The organism is Clostridium simiarum (assembly GCF_018919175.1).
GTDB lineage: Bacteria > Bacillota > Clostridia > Clostridiales > Clostridiaceae > Clostridium_L > Clostridium_L simiarum.
Map to the genome: position 1 here is coordinate 98,842 of NZ_JAHLQL010000007.1, position 19,488 is coordinate 118,329.

Sequence of the window (19,488 nt, forward strand, 5' to 3'; positions counted from 1 at the left end):
TATATTCTCAATGGAAAGAATTTTTATAATTGTTTTTTCTTGATATCTTTAATACGAAGCTCTATTTTTCTTTAATAAGCATTATGAACTCGAAGATGAAGCAGCCGCCGCACTTGCTGCACAAACTGCCGCTATAGTTGCTTGTTGCTGAGCGATTATTATGGCATTTATACTGTTACCTAAAGTAACTTTTAAAATTCCATTTTTAATGCCATTTACATAAAAGTCAGCCACTAAGTTTGCCGCTAATACTGTTCTCATAGACTTATCAAGGCTCCAGAAACCATACCCATCCTTTTCATATAAATAATCATAAACTTCCTTTATTTCATAAACCATCTTATCTATATCAGTGGTTATAAGGGTTAGTACTCCTAAAGTAGCTAATCCAGTATATTTTAATTTACATTCCTTATCCAATAGCGCAGCATTCAATTTTATAGCTTTACTACACTTTTCCTCTATTCCTTCCTCTCCAAGCGCTAGTATATGAGAAAGGGTTTGAAGATCATTTCCTTTGTAAAAACCTTTTTTATTTAAAGTACCATAACAGTCCTCTATTTTTTCTGAAGTCTTAGCTACCTCTAAATCTGTAGTAGCTAATACTGCCGCAAAAACATAATCATCATGAGAAGTCAACCAAAAATGGTTCTTTTTCATGCTTTCATAAAATTCCTTCATCCTTTTAATCCTATAATTCCACTGATCTCTTGGAACTTCTTTAACTAAGGTATAGGCAGCTAAAGGTAAGTAGTTGCTATTCTTAAAGCCTATCCTCTCCATATACTCATACACCTCTAATATATTTTGAAAAGTCCTCATATAATCCTCTTCAGAGCATAAAAGATTAGCAATGATATAACTATTAACTCCCCTAAAGTATGATGACCACTTAGTTTCTGCTTTTATATACTTTTTTATTTCCTCAATTTTATCCTTGTCAACAGCCTTTTCCCCCATGGCATTAACCATAGCCCCAAAATGATGCACTAAAGTATATTCCCATTTGAAAGCTTTTTTAAGTTCATAATAATTTTCTACCATTAAGTCTACCTTTTTCTTTAATAAAACATCCATAATTATATCCCCTTTTTCTAATAAATAATTCTTATTACATTACTTCTATTTCTCAAAAACAAAAGATTTAGAACCGTTGTCATGTATATTTTCCCTTTGAAATACAAATCCACACTTTTTTGTGTAAAAATGATGATTTCTTTTTGAATAATCAGGAGTTTCAACTGTCCACTTTTTTGCATCTTTATATTTTTCTTCTATGTATTTCCATACTATGCTTCCTAAATTATATTTTCTATACTCTGGATTAATAAATAACATCTCCAAGCTGTATTCATTGTTAGGCTTAATTTCAACAGTATAAGCCCCAATGGTTTTATCTCCATAAACTATTTTATAGCTTTCAAAATTCTCCTGTTCATTAAGCCATTTAATTAGGCTACCATCATTGTACCCTGTAGGTCCGTCTTCTTTTAGATCAGTATGCATAGATGTATCTTCGTTAAAGGCTAAAGTCATTATCTTTGTTAATATTTCATAATCACTGGGACTTATCTTTAAATATACTATTTTCTTATCCATACTAAACCTATCTCCCTTTTATATCATTATATGAACCTATAAGAAAATCATAATACAAACTTCTTATAATAATCTTCTTAACACTATATCTATATCTAAATCTAAATCTATATCTTTTTAATAAAAATCTACAAGTTATCTCATTTTATAAACTGCTTTATGTAGTATTTTATACTGTTTATATATTTATAATAGCACATTAAATCTTTTATGTAAATAGCTATCCATATAAACCTTAATTAACAATTTAAAAACCTATGAAAATTTTTCAACAGACCATTGGGGTTTTTTAGACATTTATAGGGATTATTTTATTAGATTTTTCATTCAAAAATTACTTTATTAAAAGAGCATTTTTAGTTTAAACTTAATTTAGGATAGGAAAGACTTAATCAAGGTCTTACATCATTGAAAGAATTATTAATTTAAACACTACAGCTACATTAATTAATATCGATATAATTAACAGAGGAAAAAACAATAAAGGAGATGCTTACATGAAAGCAAAAATAGGACAGATAATAACATTCAAAACTGATCATAAAATAAATGTTAAAAGTGGCGGTACAGCTCTTGTAAGAAAAGGAGATAGAGCTCAAGTATTAAAGAAAATTGATGATACTACTGGAGAGATTTTGTATCTTACAGGAGAAGCCGCCGGAAAAAGCCAATATGTAAGGTTAGAAGTGGATGAAAATATTGATGAAGATGCTATTGCTAAAAAAATATTGGAAGAATTAAGTAAATAGCTCAATAACTATCCTTTATCCAATAACTAACACACCTAATACTAGGTTTAAACCACTTACATCTAAATGTAAAAATCATTTGAAGTCATATTTGCATATTTTATATTTTATATTTTTATAGTTTATATTTTTATATTTTTATTTTTTATATTTTTATTTCCCGCAACAAAATCCCAGATAACCCCTGAATTTCACTCATCCTATGTCAAACCCCCAGTGGGAAATATACCCCCGGGGGTGTTGATTAAATTTTTAACAATATTATAATGAAGATGTATACATTTACATTAATTTTACAAGGGGGTATTAAAATGGCAATAGAAGTTTTCAAAAGTACTACTAAAGTAACAGAAGGCATGAGAATTGAATGTTCATCTAGAAATCACAAAATAATAATGGATGAACCTAAACCTTTAGGTGGATCAGATACTGGTATGAATCCTGTGGAAGCATTATTATGCTCCTTAGGTGCTTGCCAATGTATCGTAGCTAAATGTTTTGCAAAAGCAAAAGGAATAGATCTTCAAGATTTCTGGATAGAACTTGAAGGCGACCTTGATCCAGATGGATTTTTAGGTAAAAACAAAGATGCTAAAATTGGATTTCAATCAATAAGAAGTAAAATACATATAAAATCAACTTCCTCAAAGGAAGACATAGAAAAATTTATTCAATTCATAGAAGCTACTTGTCCTGTATATGATAGCATAACAAGCGCTCCAAGTATGTCTTCTGAGATAGTAGTAGAAAAGTAATTTATACAACTAATATCAGCCGTAATATCTAACTTTAGTCGGATATTACGGCTGTAATACTCATTGTATAATTTTTTCCAAGGTTAAGGCAAAGAAATATCATCATAAATAAAGTTGATATTCCTCATCCTTAGAACAACTTATAAAGATGCATAGCAGTGCTCCTCTCCCACTTTTATAAAAGATGGGAATATTAATGCTTCTAGCAATATGCTAAAAAACCTTGGGAAATATATCTAGGAAATGACCCCCGGGGGTCTATCATTACTTTAAATACCAATAGTCTTTATTAGCTTCCATTAAATCATCTAGTACAGCCTTTGCCTTAACTGGATTCACTACTGTACGGTTAAGAGTAAGCGCTTGTAGTGCCTTTTCATAATTACACTCTAAAACAGATTCTACAGTTAGTTTTTCATAAGCATATTGTCCTTCTATTAATCCCTTGTAGAAAGTATCCACTTCCCCTACCTCATAAGGATCTATACCTGTTTTAGTTAATTCTCCAGCAACCTCAATCATAGCATCCTTTGGAAGGTTTGGTATTATACCCTCGTTTCTTGTCATTATAACAAAGACTTTCTTTAAGTCATAAGCTATAGACTCCGCTACCTCTACCATCATATTTCCATGAACAGCACCAGCTAATAAAGGAATTCCATCTAAAGAATTTTGCTCCTTTGCCTTTTTGCATAATTCAAGTACTTCTCTTTCTCTTCCATTTAAAGCCTCATCAGATCTAGTATAGTTTGGATTACTTCCCTTAACTATCTCCTCTGGGAAGAAATAATATTGAAGATATGTATTTGGCAGATACTCTGGGAAAAATGATAACATCTTATTTACATTTTTATAAGTATCTAACCAAGATTGCTCCCTTTGTTCTGCGTTATAAGGTCTGAACTCATTTCCAATTAAAAACTCTTTAAGCTTTGGAATTAAATCCTCTCCTGTTGGTGCATAATATAGCTTAGTAAACCATCCAAAGTGGTTTAATCCAAAGTATCTAGGCTCTATATCATACATGTCTACTTCTAAAATTTTAGCGAAGGATCTAATCATAGAGTATGGTTGGTCACAGATATTTAATATCTTTTTATCCTCTGGGAATACCTTATCTAAAGCTACAGCCACTATAGCTGCAGGGTTAGTATAGTTTAATATCCAAGCATCCTTTGAATGCTCTCTAACCTTCTTAACCATATCTATCATAGCACCTATGGATCTCATACCATAAGCAAAGCCTCCTGGACCACAAGTTTCCTGTCCAACTAAATCATATTTTAATGGAATCTTTTCATCTAGACTCCTCATTTCAAAATTTCCAGCACGCATGTTACAGAATACATAGTCAGTTCCAATATAAGCCTCATCTTCCTTATCTGTAAATACTAACTCCACACCCTCATAATATTTTTCCATAGTTAACTCAATGTAATGTCTTAGAGCCTCTATACGATTCATGTCTATATCAAATAGTACTAACTTCTGTAAAGGAAACTCTTTCTTGTAATGTATTAAGCTACCTATTAAGGCTGGAATTCTAGTGCTCCCTGCCCCTACTATGGTTACCACTTGCTTTTTTCGTTCCATTTAAATTACTTCCTTTCAATAAATATTTATACTATATATTTTCTAATTAACCTCATATCTGTTCCATGGCTATAATCCATAATACTACCCCGAGGGATAATATTTGATATCTACAGCTAGATAAGTTCTCATAAGATTCAGCTAAAGGTATATTCCTCATAGCCAAACTCCATCTTAACCCTAGAATAACTTGATGTTACTTTATTTTTGTTTCACTATAAATAACTTTGGGAAATATATTTGGGAAATGACCCCCGGGGGTCTATCATTGCTTTCATTACTTATTAGTATCACACCTAGAAACTTAAACTTCAATAGAAATGGCTTGTTTCCTACCATATAATAGTTTCTCTACTTAGGTAAGTTTTTATGACCAAAATGTACTTTCACCATTTTTACTCATAAAAAATGATCACTTAGGAGCATTCCTTTAAAAATAGCCCTTTAGAATAATTATTTAGAAATAGTTTTTATAAATAAAAAAAGTGCATGGCTCATGTCTACCACACACTTATCTATGACTTAATTTTTAAAATCATTTTTTCACCTAACTCACTATCCTCAATTTTTATTTATTAATACTATAGGAAAACCTAATTGTAATTATACCTTTAAACCTTCTACGTAAAGACTATTTAACTATTAATTCTCAGTTAATATAAGACTTTTTCCTTAATAATCTTGAATATCTAACCATTGGTTACCTGCTAACTCTTCTTTTCTAAAATTACCAAGCTACACTGTTTAACTCTTGAAAAGCTAGACTATTTTGCATTGAAAGCTCCATTTCAGAAACCATTCTTTCATATGTTCCATCTATTTTAGTTAAGTTTTCTATAGCAATTAAGTCCTCTTCTCTTGCCTCAAATAATCTATCTATAATATTTCCTAATCTCTTTAACATCTAAACCACTCCTCTAATTTTTTTCTGTTCTGTTACCTTATGCTTTAATTATAGTGGTTTGTAAGTTTTTCAACCATTGAAGTAGATTACAATATAACAATTATATATAACAATTCTGTAAGGATATTTTAAGGTTTTACAAAGCTTAAATTCTCCAGTGATAAAACTATGTTTTATACACATATTTTTATCTTTAAGCAATATACCATATAACTATTTTTTATCCCATGACTACCAGCTCTAATACCCCCATCTTCTTCAAAGTGGGAATAAAGAGCGGCTACCTCCCTGAATAACGATTTCTAAGCTTTAGAAGGAGAAAAAACTCCCTCTAAAGGCAAGAACTCTGTTTATATAAATTTCTACATATTAAAAGTAAAATTTTGGTGATATATGGGGGTTTTTGTGGTATAATCCTTATAATAATCATAACTAAATATACTTCATATGTACTTAGATATAGACTAAGAATTTATATTATTTACATAAAGTTTTTTAGATTCATATATACACATATAGTCCATAAACTAAACCTAACAATATACTTTAATTTACTAGAGGAGGTAATAGCGTGAGTAAAATTTTTCAACATAACAATGTACAAGATACCGAAAATAGCGTACCAGGATACTCTGAAAACTCAGGGAATAAATATATAAAAAATAACTCAATGGGCTCCAGCTATGATAATGCTGCTACTAAAACAAATATGCATAATACCATCAATTCTAAAAGAAGTAATGTCTTCAATAATTCTAACTATAAAAATAATGAACAAGCTAATAATTCTAACTATGAAAATAGCGGACAACCTAATAATCTTAACTACGAAAAAAATAATCAATATAAAGGTTATAACTTTCCAGGAAATAGCCCTACTAACGGGTTTTATCGTAGAAATATGAATGTAAAATCTAAAACAACCATTTCAGCTGTGATTTTCTGGATACTTTTTGTGGTAATAGCAAATTTTAATTTCCTACTTTTACTTGGTAGCAAAAGCATTTCTGGTGCTGTAATATCTATTATAATTTTTATTCTTTTAATAGTTCTAAGAAAAAAACTTTATGTCAATAAAGCTTTACTTATATTTGCTTTATTAGGTACATTTTTGATTACAACTTCAGTTCCTGTATTGACTTCTTTAGATGAAGATACCGATAGCAGCAGTGAAAATATTAAATATAATGTAAGTACTAATGATTCCATCTCTGTAGAAAAAGGCGTTTTTGCAACAAAAATAGACATAAATACTTTTGAACCCTTAGAAAAAGTAGATCATTTTAATTCAGATGAAGACATAATGTATTATTCATTTAAAATAAATAATCTTTCTAAAGGTACAGACTTCATATGCACTTGGTACTTTGAAGGAGAAGCCTTTGCTGAAGTTCCTGTTTACTTTGATGAAAAAGTGGTAGATCAATACTTTCAGGTGAGTTATGCTATAGATGAGGATATACTCCTGCCAGAAGGAAGCTACAAAATTCATATAATAGGTCGAAAAGATGCTAAAATAATACTAGATATAGTAGATGAAATAGAAGTGAGAGATACAACTGGTACAAAAATTTAAGTGAATTAACAATGGTAAATATATCGGGAAATGACCCCCGGGGGTGTATTTCCCGATATATTTTTAATTTGTATTTTCTTTACTTCCCCCACCATTTTCCTTACTCTCTTTATTTTCCATGCTTTCTTTGTTTTCTATGCTTTCTTTGTTTTCCTTATCACCATTAATCTCATTTTTAAACTGTTTTTTATTAATTGTTTCTTGTTTAAACTCATTGTTTATAAGCATTACTTTAACCCCATTTTTTAATTCCTTTATATCCATCTTTTCTCCATTTAGACTTACCCCTCCATCTTCTGTAACTTCAATATTTATCACCTTGTCTGCATCATTTAATATTAAATTAGCCTGAGCTTGTGTACCTATCATAACTACTGTGTAATTATTAACAATAGCAGTAGCACTCTGAGCAATTTCAATTCTCTGACCATCGCATTCATTAAAATTACTATAATTAGCTTCATTACTTCCCTTTGCAGAGTTTTCAGCTAAAGCTCCTCCAATATTAATTACACAATCCCTATCAGTTTTTGACAAATTATTTGTACGCCTTCCATCTGAAGATACTGACATACATAAACACCTCTTCTTACTATAAATAATCTATTAATATATTTATTAAATAATGTTTAGGTGGCGCACAATTGTACAACCACCTAAAGCTTAATCTTGAAACTTAATATAAAGAGCTTATACTTTCAGGTTTAATAAACTTATTCCTTATCTTTTACATCTTCCATATTCTCTTTTAAATCAATTGGCTTACCATTAACCTTAATACCATCCTTTGTTATTTCCACTGCCATATCTTTTAAACCATTCATGGTTCTATAAGCATATATATCTGGATCCTGAGCAATGCCTGCCTGACTAATACTTTGAGTAGAATTATTAAATTGAGCCATTGCACAATTATTAAAATTAGAATTGGTAGCTTCATTCTTTTGCTCTGCCATGTTTTTTGCTATTACTTTTGCTGAATTTTCATCATTTTGTTGTGGATAACCTCTACTTGGTCTTGCTTGATTGCATGTCATAATAAATACACCTCTCTAAATTTAAATTAAATCTAAATAAGGTAGCACTAATTAATAATATAATGAAATAACATACACAACTACTAAATTAAATGTGAAAGTATATTAATAATTAGCTAAAGCCCCTCTATACATATTATGTATTTCTACAAAATTCGTGCTTAAAATAACGAAAAAAGTAGAGTGTGGACTTTATTGTCCACACTCTGAAATTACCTTTAAAGGGCTTTAATTATTTAGCTATTATTTCTACTCCCTCTTCAGTTACAAGCAACATGTGCTCCCATTGGGCTGAAAGAGATCCATCTTTTGTATAAGCTGTCCAGTCATCATCTGCATCGATTAATATTTCATATCTACCTGCATTTATCATAGGTTCAATGGTAAATACCATCCCTGGAGCTAAAATCATTCCCTGTCCTCTTTCTCCATAGTGATAGACAAAAGGATCTTCGTGGAACTGAAGTCCAACTCCATGACCTCCAAAATCTCTAACTACAGAATATCCGTGGCTTTCCGCATGCTCTTGTATAGCTGCTCCTATATCACCTAGGAACCCCCAAGGTTTAACTGCTTCTATCCCCTTCTCTAAGCATTCTTTAGTAACTTCAACTAACTTTTTAGCCTCTTCGCTCACATCACCAATCATAAACATTCTTGATGCATCTGAATAATATCCATTAAGTATAGTGGATACATCAACATTTACTATGTCTCCACTTTTAAGAATCCTATCTTCACTTGGTATTCCATGGCATACCACATCATTAATTGATACGCAAACACTCTTTGGAAAACCTTCATAATTAAGAGGAGCTGGTATTGCACCGTGTGATACTGTATACTCATAAACTAACTTATCTATTTCTGCAGTGCTCATACCTTCCTTAATATTTTCAGCAACTAAATCTAAAACACCGTTATTAATTTCGGCACTTTTCTTTATGCCCTCAATATCCTCGTTATTTTTAATAATATCTCTTGAAGGCACTTCATAGCCTTGTAATTCTAAAGATTCTAGTTTCTCATCAAAGTTTAAATGGCACTTTTTATATTTTAATCCACTTCCGCACCAACACTTGCTATTTCTATCTAAAGTCATTTTACCTCTCCTTAATCTAATGCTCTTTACTTATCTATTTATAGTAGTTTTACTACTATACTTTTTATTATACACCTTTAGATATGATTTTGGAACTTGCTTTATCCCATTGCTACCATTTCTAATAATTTTTAAAGTACCCTGTTTAGACAAATAAAAATAATTTTTATAATGAAACTCCACCTGAACCTCTGAATCCCTGAATCCCTGAGTTCTTTATCTATCTATTATAAACCTATTCTAACTTCTGAAAATTTTTTTCCTCTTATCTAAAAAGAACTTCTCCTGTTGCTTAAAGTTTTTTCTTATCTAAAAGAGTTCCCCTGCTTATCTCAATAGTTCTTTTTTATCTAAAAAGGACCTCTCCTGTTGCCTAAAGACTTTCTCTTCTCATCTAAAAGAGTTGTTTTCTTACCTAAAAAGCTTCCCTTCCTACATATACCTAAAAACTTATCCTGTTTACTAAAAGGTTTTCATCTTATGTAAGGAGCCTCTTCTGTTAATTAAAGAGTTTCCTTTTTATTTAAAAGAGTTTACCTTCTTAATCTAAAAAATTACTTTCTTATCCTAAGAATTCCGCTTGTTACCTAAAAGAGTTATTCTCTTATGTGAAAAATTTCCTCTCTTAGCTAAAGAGTTTACCGCTATCTAAAGAGTGTTCTTGTTACCTAAAGAGCTTTTATTCTTATCTAAAAAGTTTGTCCCGATTATTCCAAGAATGATCATGATTGCTCCAATAATATGAAAATACTCTAGCTTCTCTTTTAAAAATATTACACCAGCCATCATAGTTATTAATGTAGAAAGATTGCTAAACACACTCATCTTAGATGCTTCTATTTTAGATAATGAATAGTTTAGTAGTAGTGAAGTAACAAGGGATGACAATATGCCTAGATAGAGTATGGATCCCACAAATACTGGACTTGTGAAGGGTTTAAAATAAAGGTTGAGGGTTCCCTTTAAACTGTGATTAATAAAAGACATCACATTAAAAGATAAAAATCCTATAACAGTGGTCATATAAGTTAAGCATATAGGTTTATATTTTCTCGTCATTTTTCTTGCTAGTACAGTATTAAAAGCAGAGGAAAGAGCAGATAAAACAATAAATACTACCCCCATAAAAACATCACTTTTAAGATTTATACCCTTCATAAAAAAGATATAGATAACTCCTGCTACAGATAAGGTTAGTGATGCTTTCTGTAAAGTACTGGATTTTTCCTTTAAAAAAACTGCTGCAAATATCATTGTAAAAATAGGAATTGTTGCTTGAATAATACCTGCCTCTGAAGATGAAATATAGACTAGTCCAAAGATTTGAAAAGTAAAAAACATAGTTGGGTAAAATAGTGATAATAGAAGAATAACAGGTATATCCTTTTTATCTATATCTACCTTTATCCAACCTAATAAAACCGGCACAGAAATAAATATAAAGGACACTGTAAACCTATGAGCCAATGCATCCAGAGGTTCTGTTACAGTTAAAGTTAGTTTTGCAAATAAAAATGAAAAACCTATAATAAAAGCGTATATTATAGCGGCAATGTAAGCCTTTTTTTTATGTGAAAATTCCATTTATACATTCCTCCTAAAGAAAATCTTTTAAACTTACCATAAGGTACACTTATATATTAGTGGATTGTAAAATATGATACAATATAAATAAACTACATCTATACCGGGACAGATTTCAATGAAGAGGTGATGATATGTACAAATATTTAGAGCTATTAAATAATATGGAGAACTTAATTAAAAGCGGAGAGTACAAATCTGGAGATAAATTCCCTTCTATTCGTAATTTAACTGAACACTATAAATGTAATAAAAGCACAGTTATAAGAGCATTAGAGGAATTAGAAAAACAACATATGGTTTATTCTATTCCTAAAAGTGGATATTATGTTGTGAATGGAAAAAGTAATAAAAATAGTAATAAAAAAACCTTACTGGACTTTGAATCATCTTCACCTGACCCAGAGATTTTTCCCTATTTAGATTTTCAGCATTGCATTAATCAAGCAATTGACATATATAAAAATGATTTATTTATATATGGAACTTCTAAAGGATTGCCCTCTTTAATTGATGTGGCACAAAAGAAACTGGCTAATTATCAAGTTTTTACTAATAAAGATAACATATTTATTACATCTGGAGTTCAGCAGGCACTATCAATATTAACCACAATGGATTTTCCAAATAAAAAAGAAACTGTTTTAATAGAACAACCTAGCTATCATTTATTTATAGATTATCTAGAAACTTATAAAATTCCTACCATAGGTATAAAAAGAACCGGTGAAGGGATTGATTTATCTGAACTTGAGAGATTATTTAAAACAGAAAGTATTAAATTTTTTTATACCATGCCAAGATTTCATAATCCCTTAGGAACTTCCTATTCTCAAAAGGAAAAAAAGAAAATTGCAAAACTAGCATCAAAATATGATGTGTTTATTGTAGAAGATGACTACTTAGCTGATTTAGAAGAAGATTCTAAGGCTGATCCCATATATTCCTATGATGATTCCTCTAAAGTTATTTATTTAAAGAGCTATTCAAAAATCATGTTCCCAGGCTTGCGCATTGGTATGGCTGTTATACCTAGCCTGCTCATTGAAACTTTTGGTAAGTATAAAACACTTATGTCCATAGATAGTTCTATGATTTCACAAGCCGCCTTAGAAATATATATTAAAAGTGGTATGTTTCAGCGTCACAAAGAAAAGATTAAATATTCTTATGCTTTAAGAAGCAAGTCTTTAGCTTCTTCCTTACAAAAACAATTTAAAACCCATAGGGATATTTTTCAATATAAAATGCCTAAAACTCCATGTATTCACACATACATAAAATTATCTGATAACCTATCCAGCGAAAAACTTGTAAATAGCTTAAAAAAGAAATCCATTATGGTTGCCACAGAAAAAGGGCATTATTTAACCTCCTTTGAAAAGGAGCCAATGCTAAAGTTAAATGTATCAAATCTAGGTGAAGATTATATTGAGGAAGGAATCACTCTTATAATTAAAGAGATTGTAAGTATGGGAAAGATTACTTAATTAAAAGCCATAATATTATTTTTAAATGAAACTCATCTTCATAACTTCAAATAACAACATCGTGAAATTACTTAAGTTAAAGTTCCATTAAAATCTAAAAACCACTTGACTAAATGTAAATTTAAAGACCCCTGGGAATTGTCATTATCCCAAGGGTCTTATTTTAAGATCCTGTTGATTTATAATGCCTTACACCAAAGCGCCAAAGAAGGAAACTTGGAATAAAGAATAAAAAAGAAACCAAAGGAGATAGCATATGAAAACTCTTACTTCCTTCATACTTATCTATGATAAATAAAAATGGATAGTAGTTTATAAATGAAAGCGGAATAACAAATGTGAAAAATTTCAATACCCAGTCCTTATATATATCTAAAGGATATTGAGCAAGCTCTCTGCCTCCATCAGTAAATATGTTCATAAATTCAAGTCCTTCTAGGGTAAAAAAGCATATAGCAGCATATATCACAAACAGGCAGAAAAATACGCAAACCCCTCCTAATATCATTAAAGTAAGGGTTAATACCTTTTCTTTGTTCCACTCAACACCGCAGGTAATTATTGCATAAGCAAATATAACAACTGCTTGTATAAGCCTTCCAATTCTAGTAAGTTCAATTTTTGACCCAAGTACCTGTAGTATTTCACTTTGGGGCCTTACCATAATTCTATCAAAGTCACCATTAGATATTATACTTGAAAATGTATCAAACCCTCTTCCAAAGCATTCTGCCAATGCGAAGGATATGAACATGGTGCTAAAACATAATAAAACCTCATTAAAAGTATAGCCCTTAATGCTTCCAAATCTATTAAAAAGAAAATACATACTTAAGAAGGAAAAAAATGTTGTTAATCCTTGACCTATGGCAGTAAGTATGAATGATGTTTTATATTCCATAGCCGAACGTAAATGAATGGAAAAATATTTCATATATAACTTCATTTTTCTAACCTCCTTGTACCACTACACGTTTTAAAGTTTTAGAAATCATAACTTTACCTATCACAATAAGTACTACTGCCCAAAATACTTGTAAGACCATAGCAAAAGAGGCTTCCTTTAAAGAAATATTGCCACTATAGATTCTAAATGGAACATTCTGCATGGATCCAAAGGGTGAAAGATAAATATATTTAGTAAGCCATTCTGGTAAAAAAGGTAGCGGTACAAGACCTCCTGAAAGAAAATCTGCTATCATAACAAGGGTAAGTCTAACTCCCATAGGCGAGATGGTATAAAAAGTTAAAATATATATTAACATGCTATAGGAAATAACTACTATAAAAGCTAAAACCATAGACAAAATAAATAAAATGCCTGATGCATAGGAGCTTGGTAGATTAAATTTATATGGTTTTGGTAGAAGATAGGCTATAATCAGTATTGGAAAACATCTTAAAATTGCTTTTGAAAGTCTATTAGCGCAGTTTTTAGCAAACCACATATTGTAAATATCAAGAGGTCTGCACAATTCATAAGACACATTTCCTTCGGTTATTAAATCAAAGATTTCATTATCCAAAAACCAGGTCATAAAAAGTGCCAAGAAAGCTTGTTGAAGCCAAATATAGCTTGAAAGCTGTGAAAATTCCATAGGTGCATTTTGAGGATTACTACTATAAAAAGTGCTATATAGCATTATATACATAAAACCCCAAGCAAACTGTGTTGCAACTCCAGCATAAGCAGCTGCTCTATATTGAAGTCCATGTATAAATTTCATTTTAAAAAAAGATACATAGGCTCTCATATCTCATACTCCTTATAAAGCCCTACAACTACTTCATCTGCTGTAACAGATCCTACACTAAAGTCATTAATTTCAACCTTTTCTGCTAGATGAGATATAGCTTTTGAAATAGAAAGTACCTCTGTATTAACAGAAATAACTGCACGGCCTGTATACTTTTCTATAATACACATTCCCTTTGGTAATTCATTAATATGCCCTGAATATTCTACAGTTATTGTACGAGATTTATTAAATCTTTGTTTTAGCTCATCTAAATTACCATCAAGTAGAACCTTACCCCGTCCAATAAGAATAATCCTTTTTGTTAAAGCCTCTATATCTTGAGTGTCATGAGTTGTAAGTATAACTGTAGTTTTATTTTCTTTATTAATGGTTTTTATGAAATCTCTAACTGCAATTTTAGATACTGCATCTAGTCCTATGGTTGGTTCATCTAAAAACAATATTTTAGGACTATGTATAAGAGAGGCTGCTATTTCGCATCTCATACGCTGGCCAAGACTTAATTGCCTTGTAGGAACTTTAATGATTTCTCCAATATTGAGTAGTTCGGTAAGCATGTTTAGGTTATTTTTAAATTTATTGTCTGGTATTTTATATATGTCCTTCAAAAGTTCAAAGGAGTCTGCAACAGGAACGTCCCACCACAATTGACTTCTTTGACCGAAGACAACGCCAATATCCCTTACATGGCTTATCCTATCCTTCCAAGGAGTTTTACCATTTATAATGCACTGTCCCTTATCTGGATACAAAATTCCACTCATTATTTTAATAGTAGTGCTTTTTCCTGCTCCATTAGGTCCTATGTACCCTACCATCTCCCCTTCATCAATATTAAAGGATACGTCATCTAAAGCATTAATCACCTCATACTCTCGCTTGAACAGAGCTTTAACTGCCTTTGTAAGTCCGGGACTTCTTTTAGAGACCTTAAAAGATTTTGATATGCCTTTCATTGCAATCACTTTCATCACCTCATTACTTTTTATTAATTTTTGGGTCGAAACTTCATTATACCATTTTTTTAATTATTAATAAAGAGTTTTTATTCCTTGGTTAGTGTTTTATAGGAAACTCATCTCCATGTCTTCAGATGAGTAAGCGATTCACACAAGATTTAAAATCTTAGTTCTCTGCTTAACCGACTATCACCAAATCATAAATTTGAGTACCTGCTTAAGTGACTCACACAAGATCGTAGATCTTGGTTCTCTGCTTATGTAATGTTTACTTGACAGGCAAATGAAATAATAATATATTTATAGTGTAAGGTAAACTTTACAGAGGTGATTATTAATGAAAAATAAGTTGAAAGAATTTCGTGAATCTCTTGGATTAACCCAAGAGCAACTGGGGGAACTTGTGGGGGCTTCAAGGCAAGCTATCAATGCTATTGAAACTGAAAAATTTGAACCCTCCATATGGTTAGCTTATGATATTTCTAAAGTATTTAACTGTTCTATAGAGGAAGTTTTTCTTTTTGAACAAAGTGAAAGAAAATCAAGATCTAATAGAAGTAAAGGGGTGGTTTAAATGGCATTAAGACAAATTAGACTTTTTGATGATCCAATATTGAGGAAAAAGAGTAAAGTAGTTGAAGTGGTAGATGATAGAATAAGGCAAATACTAAATGATATGGCGGATACTATGTATAATGCAGAAAATGGAGCAGGCTTAGCAGCTCCACAAGTAGGTATATTAAAAAGATTAGTTGTAATAGATATGGGTGAAGGACTTATAAAACTAGTTAATCCAAAGATAATCAAAGAGGAAGGTCAGCAAGAAGTCTTAGAGGGATGTTTAAGTATACCAAATACATGGGGAAAGCTAAAAAGACCAGCAAAGGTCACTGTACAAGCATTAAACGAAAATGGTGAAGAGATTACGTTAACAGCTACAGGAGATTTAGCAAAATGTTTCTGCCATGAAATCGACCATTTAGAAGGTATTCTTTTTACTGATCTAGTTACTGAATATGTAGAATAATAAAGGTAAACAAATTTGTTTTATACAAGTTTGTTTACCTCCTTATTTTTAACCTGATATTACATATTTCTTTGTTTTAATAACCCCTAAACTCACAATCAAGAAAACCACCCCTATTATAAAAAGTACCATCCTACTTCTTATAATAGTATCATCACTATAGCCACTAAAGTTATTTATAAAAAGCATGAATTTCTTTGTAAACATGCCTCTTGATAGAAGTTCAAAAAAGTAATACCCTAAAGCAATTGATAAGGTATAAAAAATCTTTCTTGTGATAACTACTACTAATAAAGTAAAGGATCCCATAAAAAAAATTGTTGGTAAGGTTTTTAATAATACCTTTAAAGAACTCATTGGTCCAAAACCTCTATTGGTCAAATCTAAATTGAGAGTATAAGTCATATTTATTACAGTTGGAATATAGATCAAAGAGAATACTATAAAAATTCTTATGTATCTATATATAATCATATAAGCTCTGCTAATAGGTAATGTAATTAATATTTGAAATGAGTTAAAATCTAAATCATTAATAAATAAATTCATGATAATTATAATAAAAGGTAATGGTAAGAATATCTCTGCATATTTAAAAATACTGGTTTCAATTTTAGTACTATTACCACCTATATAACAAATTATATTATTATTCTTAAACACAACTATATTGAATATAAGATATAAAATTAAAGTAGAAATAACTATATTTTTAATTAACTTTAAATCAAAACTCAAGGACCATTTGTTCAAAATTAAATCACCTTCTATATCAATTGATAATATGTCCAAATATCTTGCAGTGTTGGTGTAGCCTCAGTTACTTCAATGAAATCAGATCTATCTACCTCTCCAAAAAACTTGCATTTAATAGCATCCTCTTCTAAATCTTGTGATATTATTAAATACTTACTTTGTAAATCTTTTAATTTGTCACCTTTAATTTTGCCTATAAAAAAGCTTTCTGATGGATTCTTTAAAAACTCTTCATAAGTACCGCTAAATCTTATTTGTTTTTTATTTAAAATTATCACTCTTTTGTAAAAACTTTCAATATCCTCTATAATATGTGTTGATAAAAGTATAATTCTATCCTGTGAAATTGAGGATAAAATCTTATTAAAGTTTATTCTCTGTTGCGGATCTAGTCCAGCAGTAGGTTCGTCTACAATCAAAAGCTTAGGATCTCCTATAAGACTTTGCGCTATTCCAAGCCTTCTTCTCATTCCTTCTGAATAGGATTTAATATTTTTATATACATAATCATTAATATCAGTAACTTCAATTACTCTATTAATTTCCTTATTTATAGTCTCTTTATTTGAACCTAACTTTACTTTTGCAACAAACTTTAATAATTCAATTCCCTTTAACTGAGCATATAAATTAAAGGTTTGTGGTAAATATGCTATATTACTTTTTATTAAACTAATATCTTTATAATTATGCTGATTTAACTCTATATTTCCTGATGAATAGGGTAATATTGTTGCTAAAATCTTCATTAATGTACTCTTTCCAGCTCCATTCTCACCAAGTAAAACATTTATTCCAGTATTAAGCTCTAAATTTATATCCTTTAGAATTTCATTGTTTTTATAACTAAAATTTAAATTACTTATTTTTAAATTATCCTTCACAGAATCACTCCTAAAGTTAAAGTATAGAAATTTCATTTATAATGATATAATTATCAAATACAAGAAAAGGTATATCCATCCTGAAATTTATGGGCATAATAATTAAGGAACGATTATTTATAGACTCCTTTAAGGTAATTTCATTATCATTATAATTACCCAAATCCACATTGAAATTATTATATTTTATATCTGCTAATTTATTAAAAGTATTAACTAACGTTGATGAATTATTATTTATTATCTCCTCTGATGCCACCACATTAGTTCCATTTATGTTTTTTGAATCTAAAAATCCAGAAAGTAAATATACTTTATCTTCCCTACCCTGTAGGTTATAATAATCACTATTATTTAAAACCTTATTATCTGATAAATTACTTACAACCTTATTTTTGCAAACTAAGTTTATATTAAAATCCTTTTTTGATCTATCTTCTTCCAATGTAGGATACCATGCAAAGTTTGGAGGAAGCATAGCACAATTATTGTCTACAAAAAATGTTCTGTATCCTGCACCATTTACATAATTTATTCTCCCACCGTATTTAAATGTGATTTTAGTTGTATCCTTAGGATTTAAGTTTAAGTCCTTTATTTTTACAATATCTTTATCCCTAGTATAAGATAATTTCTCATCTCCCTTAAAAATATCTTTTATTATTAAGGAGCTATCTAATTTGAAATCTATATCTTCCTTATTATTTTCTGAGGTATTTTTAATTTCCATTATGCAAGTTGATAAGAGCTTTTCTTTTAAAATCACTTCCATATTATAATTTAATACTTGAATTTTACTATCACTTTTATTATTAGAAATAACTAATTTACCTTCAGGCTTATCTAGACAAATTCCTTTATTTGAATTGTATCTATTAAACACAACTAAAATTCCAAGAAAAGAAAACAGTGTTACTAAGCTAATAATTAATTTACTAGCCATAGCTTTTTTACAATATTGTTTTTTAGTAAATTGAATAGAAATACTTATAACAAAAATACTTAATATAACTAAAAATATTTTGTCTAGTATAAATCCATGATTGAATGAAAAGCCAAATAATGTGCTATATATTAAATCTGGTCTATCTTTCATAGTACTAAACAAATCCATTATTGCCTCATTATTAAATATCCTCATAAAAACCATAGAATTATAAGGTGTAAGTATTATTAAAGTTATAGCTCCTATAAGATATGCCTTAAATCCTTTAATAAAATTTCCTATAAATACTCCTAATGTTGAACTAATTATTATGGAGCTAATCCATGTAATTAATGTATATAATATCAGGTTAATCATAAGCTTTATACTAATCACCTTATAAAATGAGTAACCAATAATAATTAATATAGGTACTATTATTATTACAGTTGTGTAGATATACACAGCTATTAGTTTACCAACCAAAGCCTGAATAGAGGTAATGTTTAAAGATTTAATAAGCTCATTTTTATCTTGAGCTACATTTATCCCGATAATTATACAACATAAAATAAAAAATATATTTATAAATATAGCTCCATCTATCCAAACACCAATGCTCTTTATATTAAACCTTTGAGAAACATTAAGCATGAAAATACTTAGAGCTATTACAATGCCATAGTATAAAATACTCCATAAAGACTTCATAAGTAGTTTGAGTTCCAAATAAACCATTGACATTATATTATTTATTCTAATCACACCCTTTGAAAAGTATATTCTAG

20 protein-coding genes are annotated in these 19,488 nt (G+C 29.9%); 6 read left to right on the forward strand and 14 right to left on the reverse strand.

All coding sequences use genetic code 11. From position 1 onward, the window contains the following. Nucleotides 1-81: 81 nt before the first annotated feature. Nucleotides 82-1,077, reverse strand: coding sequence for a DUF4003 domain-containing protein (locus KQI89_RS15685; RefSeq protein WP_216457879.1), 996 nt, complete (start codon nucleotides 1,075-1,077; stop codon nucleotides 82-84). Nucleotides 1,078-1,122: 45 nt separating this feature from the next. After that, on the reverse strand, nucleotides 1,123-1,599 hold the full coding sequence (locus tag KQI89_RS15690; RefSeq protein WP_216457880.1) for a GNAT family N-acetyltransferase: 477 nt from the start codon (nucleotides 1,597-1,599) through the stop codon (nucleotides 1,123-1,125). Between the two features lie 497 nt (nucleotides 1,600-2,096). On the opposite strand from KQI89_RS15690, the gene KQI89_RS15695 reads away from it, so the two are divergent. Further along, the gene (locus KQI89_RS15695) at nucleotides 2,097-2,348 is read left to right on the forward strand and encodes a hypothetical protein (protein ID WP_032123037.1); all 252 of its coding nucleotides are present in this window, start codon (nucleotides 2,097-2,099) and stop codon (nucleotides 2,346-2,348) included. A 311-nt stretch (nucleotides 2,349-2,659) separates the two neighbouring features. Next, on the forward strand, nucleotides 2,660-3,103 hold the full coding sequence (locus KQI89_RS15700; RefSeq protein ID WP_216457881.1) for an OsmC family protein: 444 nt from the start codon (nucleotides 2,660-2,662) through the stop codon (nucleotides 3,101-3,103). A 264-nt stretch (nucleotides 3,104-3,367) separates the two neighbouring features. On the opposite strand, the gene KQI89_RS15705 is transcribed toward KQI89_RS15700, so the two are convergent. Together KQI89_RS15705 and KQI89_RS15710 are read right to left on the reverse strand one after the other, a co-directional pair. Further along, nucleotides 3,368-4,696: a family 4 glycosyl hydrolase gene (locus KQI89_RS15705; RefSeq protein ID WP_216457882.1), complete on the reverse strand. Its 1,329-nt coding sequence runs from the start codon at nucleotides 4,694-4,696 to the stop codon at nucleotides 3,368-3,370. A 727-nt stretch (nucleotides 4,697-5,423) separates the two neighbouring features. Continuing rightward, nucleotides 5,424-5,600, reverse strand: coding sequence for a hypothetical protein (locus KQI89_RS15710; protein ID WP_187117423.1), 177 nt, complete (start codon nucleotides 5,598-5,600; stop codon nucleotides 5,424-5,426). Between the two features lie 571 nt (nucleotides 5,601-6,171). Between KQI89_RS15710 and KQI89_RS15715 the strand changes: the two genes are divergently transcribed. After that, complete coding sequence (locus KQI89_RS15715) at nucleotides 6,172-7,176, forward strand: hypothetical protein (protein WP_216457883.1); 1,005 nt, start codon at nucleotides 6,172-6,174, stop codon at nucleotides 7,174-7,176. A 63-nt stretch (nucleotides 7,177-7,239) separates the two neighbouring features. Here KQI89_RS15715 and KQI89_RS15720 read toward each other — a convergent pair whose 3' ends face one another. The 4 genes from KQI89_RS15720 to KQI89_RS15735 form a co-directional block, all read right to left on the reverse strand. Continuing rightward, nucleotides 7,240-7,749 (reverse strand): hypothetical protein, encoded by a 510-nt coding sequence (locus KQI89_RS15720; RefSeq protein ID WP_216457884.1) that lies wholly within the window; start codon nucleotides 7,747-7,749, stop codon nucleotides 7,240-7,242. 140 nt (nucleotides 7,750-7,889) lie between these two features. Beyond that, entirely contained in the window at nucleotides 7,890-8,213 is a 324-nt protein-coding gene (locus KQI89_RS15725; protein ID WP_216457885.1) for a hypothetical protein, read from the reverse strand. A 232-nt stretch (nucleotides 8,214-8,445) separates the two neighbouring features. Next, nucleotides 8,446-9,315 (reverse strand): methionyl aminopeptidase, encoded by an 870-nt coding sequence (locus KQI89_RS15730; RefSeq protein ID WP_216457886.1) that lies wholly within the window; start codon nucleotides 9,313-9,315, stop codon nucleotides 8,446-8,448. A gap of 648 nt (nucleotides 9,316-9,963) precedes the next feature. Continuing rightward, on the reverse strand, nucleotides 9,964-10,899 hold the full coding sequence (locus KQI89_RS15735; RefSeq protein WP_216457887.1) for a DMT family transporter: 936 nt from the start codon (nucleotides 10,897-10,899) through the stop codon (nucleotides 9,964-9,966). 134 nt (nucleotides 10,900-11,033) lie between these two features. Between KQI89_RS15735 and KQI89_RS15740 the strand changes: the two genes are divergently transcribed. After that, nucleotides 11,034-12,389, forward strand: a complete 1,356-nt coding sequence (locus KQI89_RS15740; protein WP_216457888.1) for an aminotransferase-like domain-containing protein — start codon at nucleotides 11,034-11,036, stop codon at nucleotides 12,387-12,389. 163 nt (nucleotides 12,390-12,552) lie between these two features. On the opposite strand, the gene KQI89_RS15745 is transcribed toward KQI89_RS15740, so the two are convergent. Genes KQI89_RS15745 through KQI89_RS15755 form a run of 3 tightly spaced genes read right to left on the reverse strand, consistent with a single transcriptional unit; the run spans nucleotide 12,553 to nucleotide 15,105 of the window. Then, nucleotides 12,553-13,335 carry an ABC transporter permease gene (locus KQI89_RS15745; RefSeq protein ID WP_216457889.1) on the reverse strand — a complete coding sequence of 261 codons (783 nt, stop codon included), beginning with the start codon at nucleotides 13,333-13,335 and terminating at the stop codon, nucleotides 12,553-12,555. A gap of 4 nt (nucleotides 13,336-13,339) precedes the next feature. Continuing rightward, entirely contained in the window at nucleotides 13,340-14,143 is an 804-nt protein-coding gene (locus KQI89_RS15750) for an ABC transporter permease (RefSeq protein WP_216457890.1), read from the reverse strand. Further along, nucleotides 14,140-15,105 carry an ABC transporter ATP-binding protein gene (locus KQI89_RS15755; RefSeq protein WP_246583155.1) on the reverse strand — a complete coding sequence of 322 codons (966 nt, stop codon included), beginning with the start codon at nucleotides 15,103-15,105 and terminating at the stop codon, nucleotides 14,140-14,142. The genes KQI89_RS15750 and KQI89_RS15755 overlap by 4 nt, the downstream gene beginning before the upstream one ends. A gap of 340 nt (nucleotides 15,106-15,445) precedes the next feature. On the opposite strand from KQI89_RS15755, the gene KQI89_RS15760 reads away from it, so the two are divergent. Together KQI89_RS15760 and def are read left to right on the forward strand one after the other, a co-directional pair. Next, nucleotides 15,446-15,682: a helix-turn-helix transcriptional regulator gene (locus KQI89_RS15760; RefSeq protein ID WP_216457892.1), complete on the forward strand. Its 237-nt coding sequence runs from the start codon at nucleotides 15,446-15,448 to the stop codon at nucleotides 15,680-15,682. Then, on the forward strand, nucleotides 15,683-16,135 hold the full coding sequence (gene def / locus KQI89_RS15765; RefSeq protein WP_216457893.1) for a peptide deformylase: 453 nt from the start codon (nucleotides 15,683-15,685) through the stop codon (nucleotides 16,133-16,135). A 48-nt stretch (nucleotides 16,136-16,183) separates the two neighbouring features. Here the strand turns inward: def and KQI89_RS15770 are convergent, their stop codons facing one another. Genes KQI89_RS15770 through KQI89_RS15780 form a run of 3 tightly spaced genes read right to left on the reverse strand, consistent with a single transcriptional unit; the run spans nucleotide 16,184 to nucleotide 19,411 of the window. Further along, entirely contained in the window at nucleotides 16,184-16,888 is a 705-nt protein-coding gene (locus KQI89_RS15770) for a hypothetical protein (protein ID WP_216457894.1), read from the reverse strand. Between the two features lie 14 nt (nucleotides 16,889-16,902). After that, nucleotides 16,903-17,775: an ATP-binding cassette domain-containing protein gene (locus tag KQI89_RS15775; RefSeq protein ID WP_216457895.1), complete on the reverse strand. Its 873-nt coding sequence runs from the start codon at nucleotides 17,773-17,775 to the stop codon at nucleotides 16,903-16,905. 16 nt (nucleotides 17,776-17,791) lie between these two features. Continuing rightward, a complete protein-coding gene (locus KQI89_RS15780) occupies nucleotides 17,792-19,411 on the reverse strand; it encodes a hypothetical protein (RefSeq protein ID WP_216457896.1) in 1,620 nt (539 codons plus the stop codon). Nucleotides 19,412-19,488: the final 77 nt, after the last annotated feature.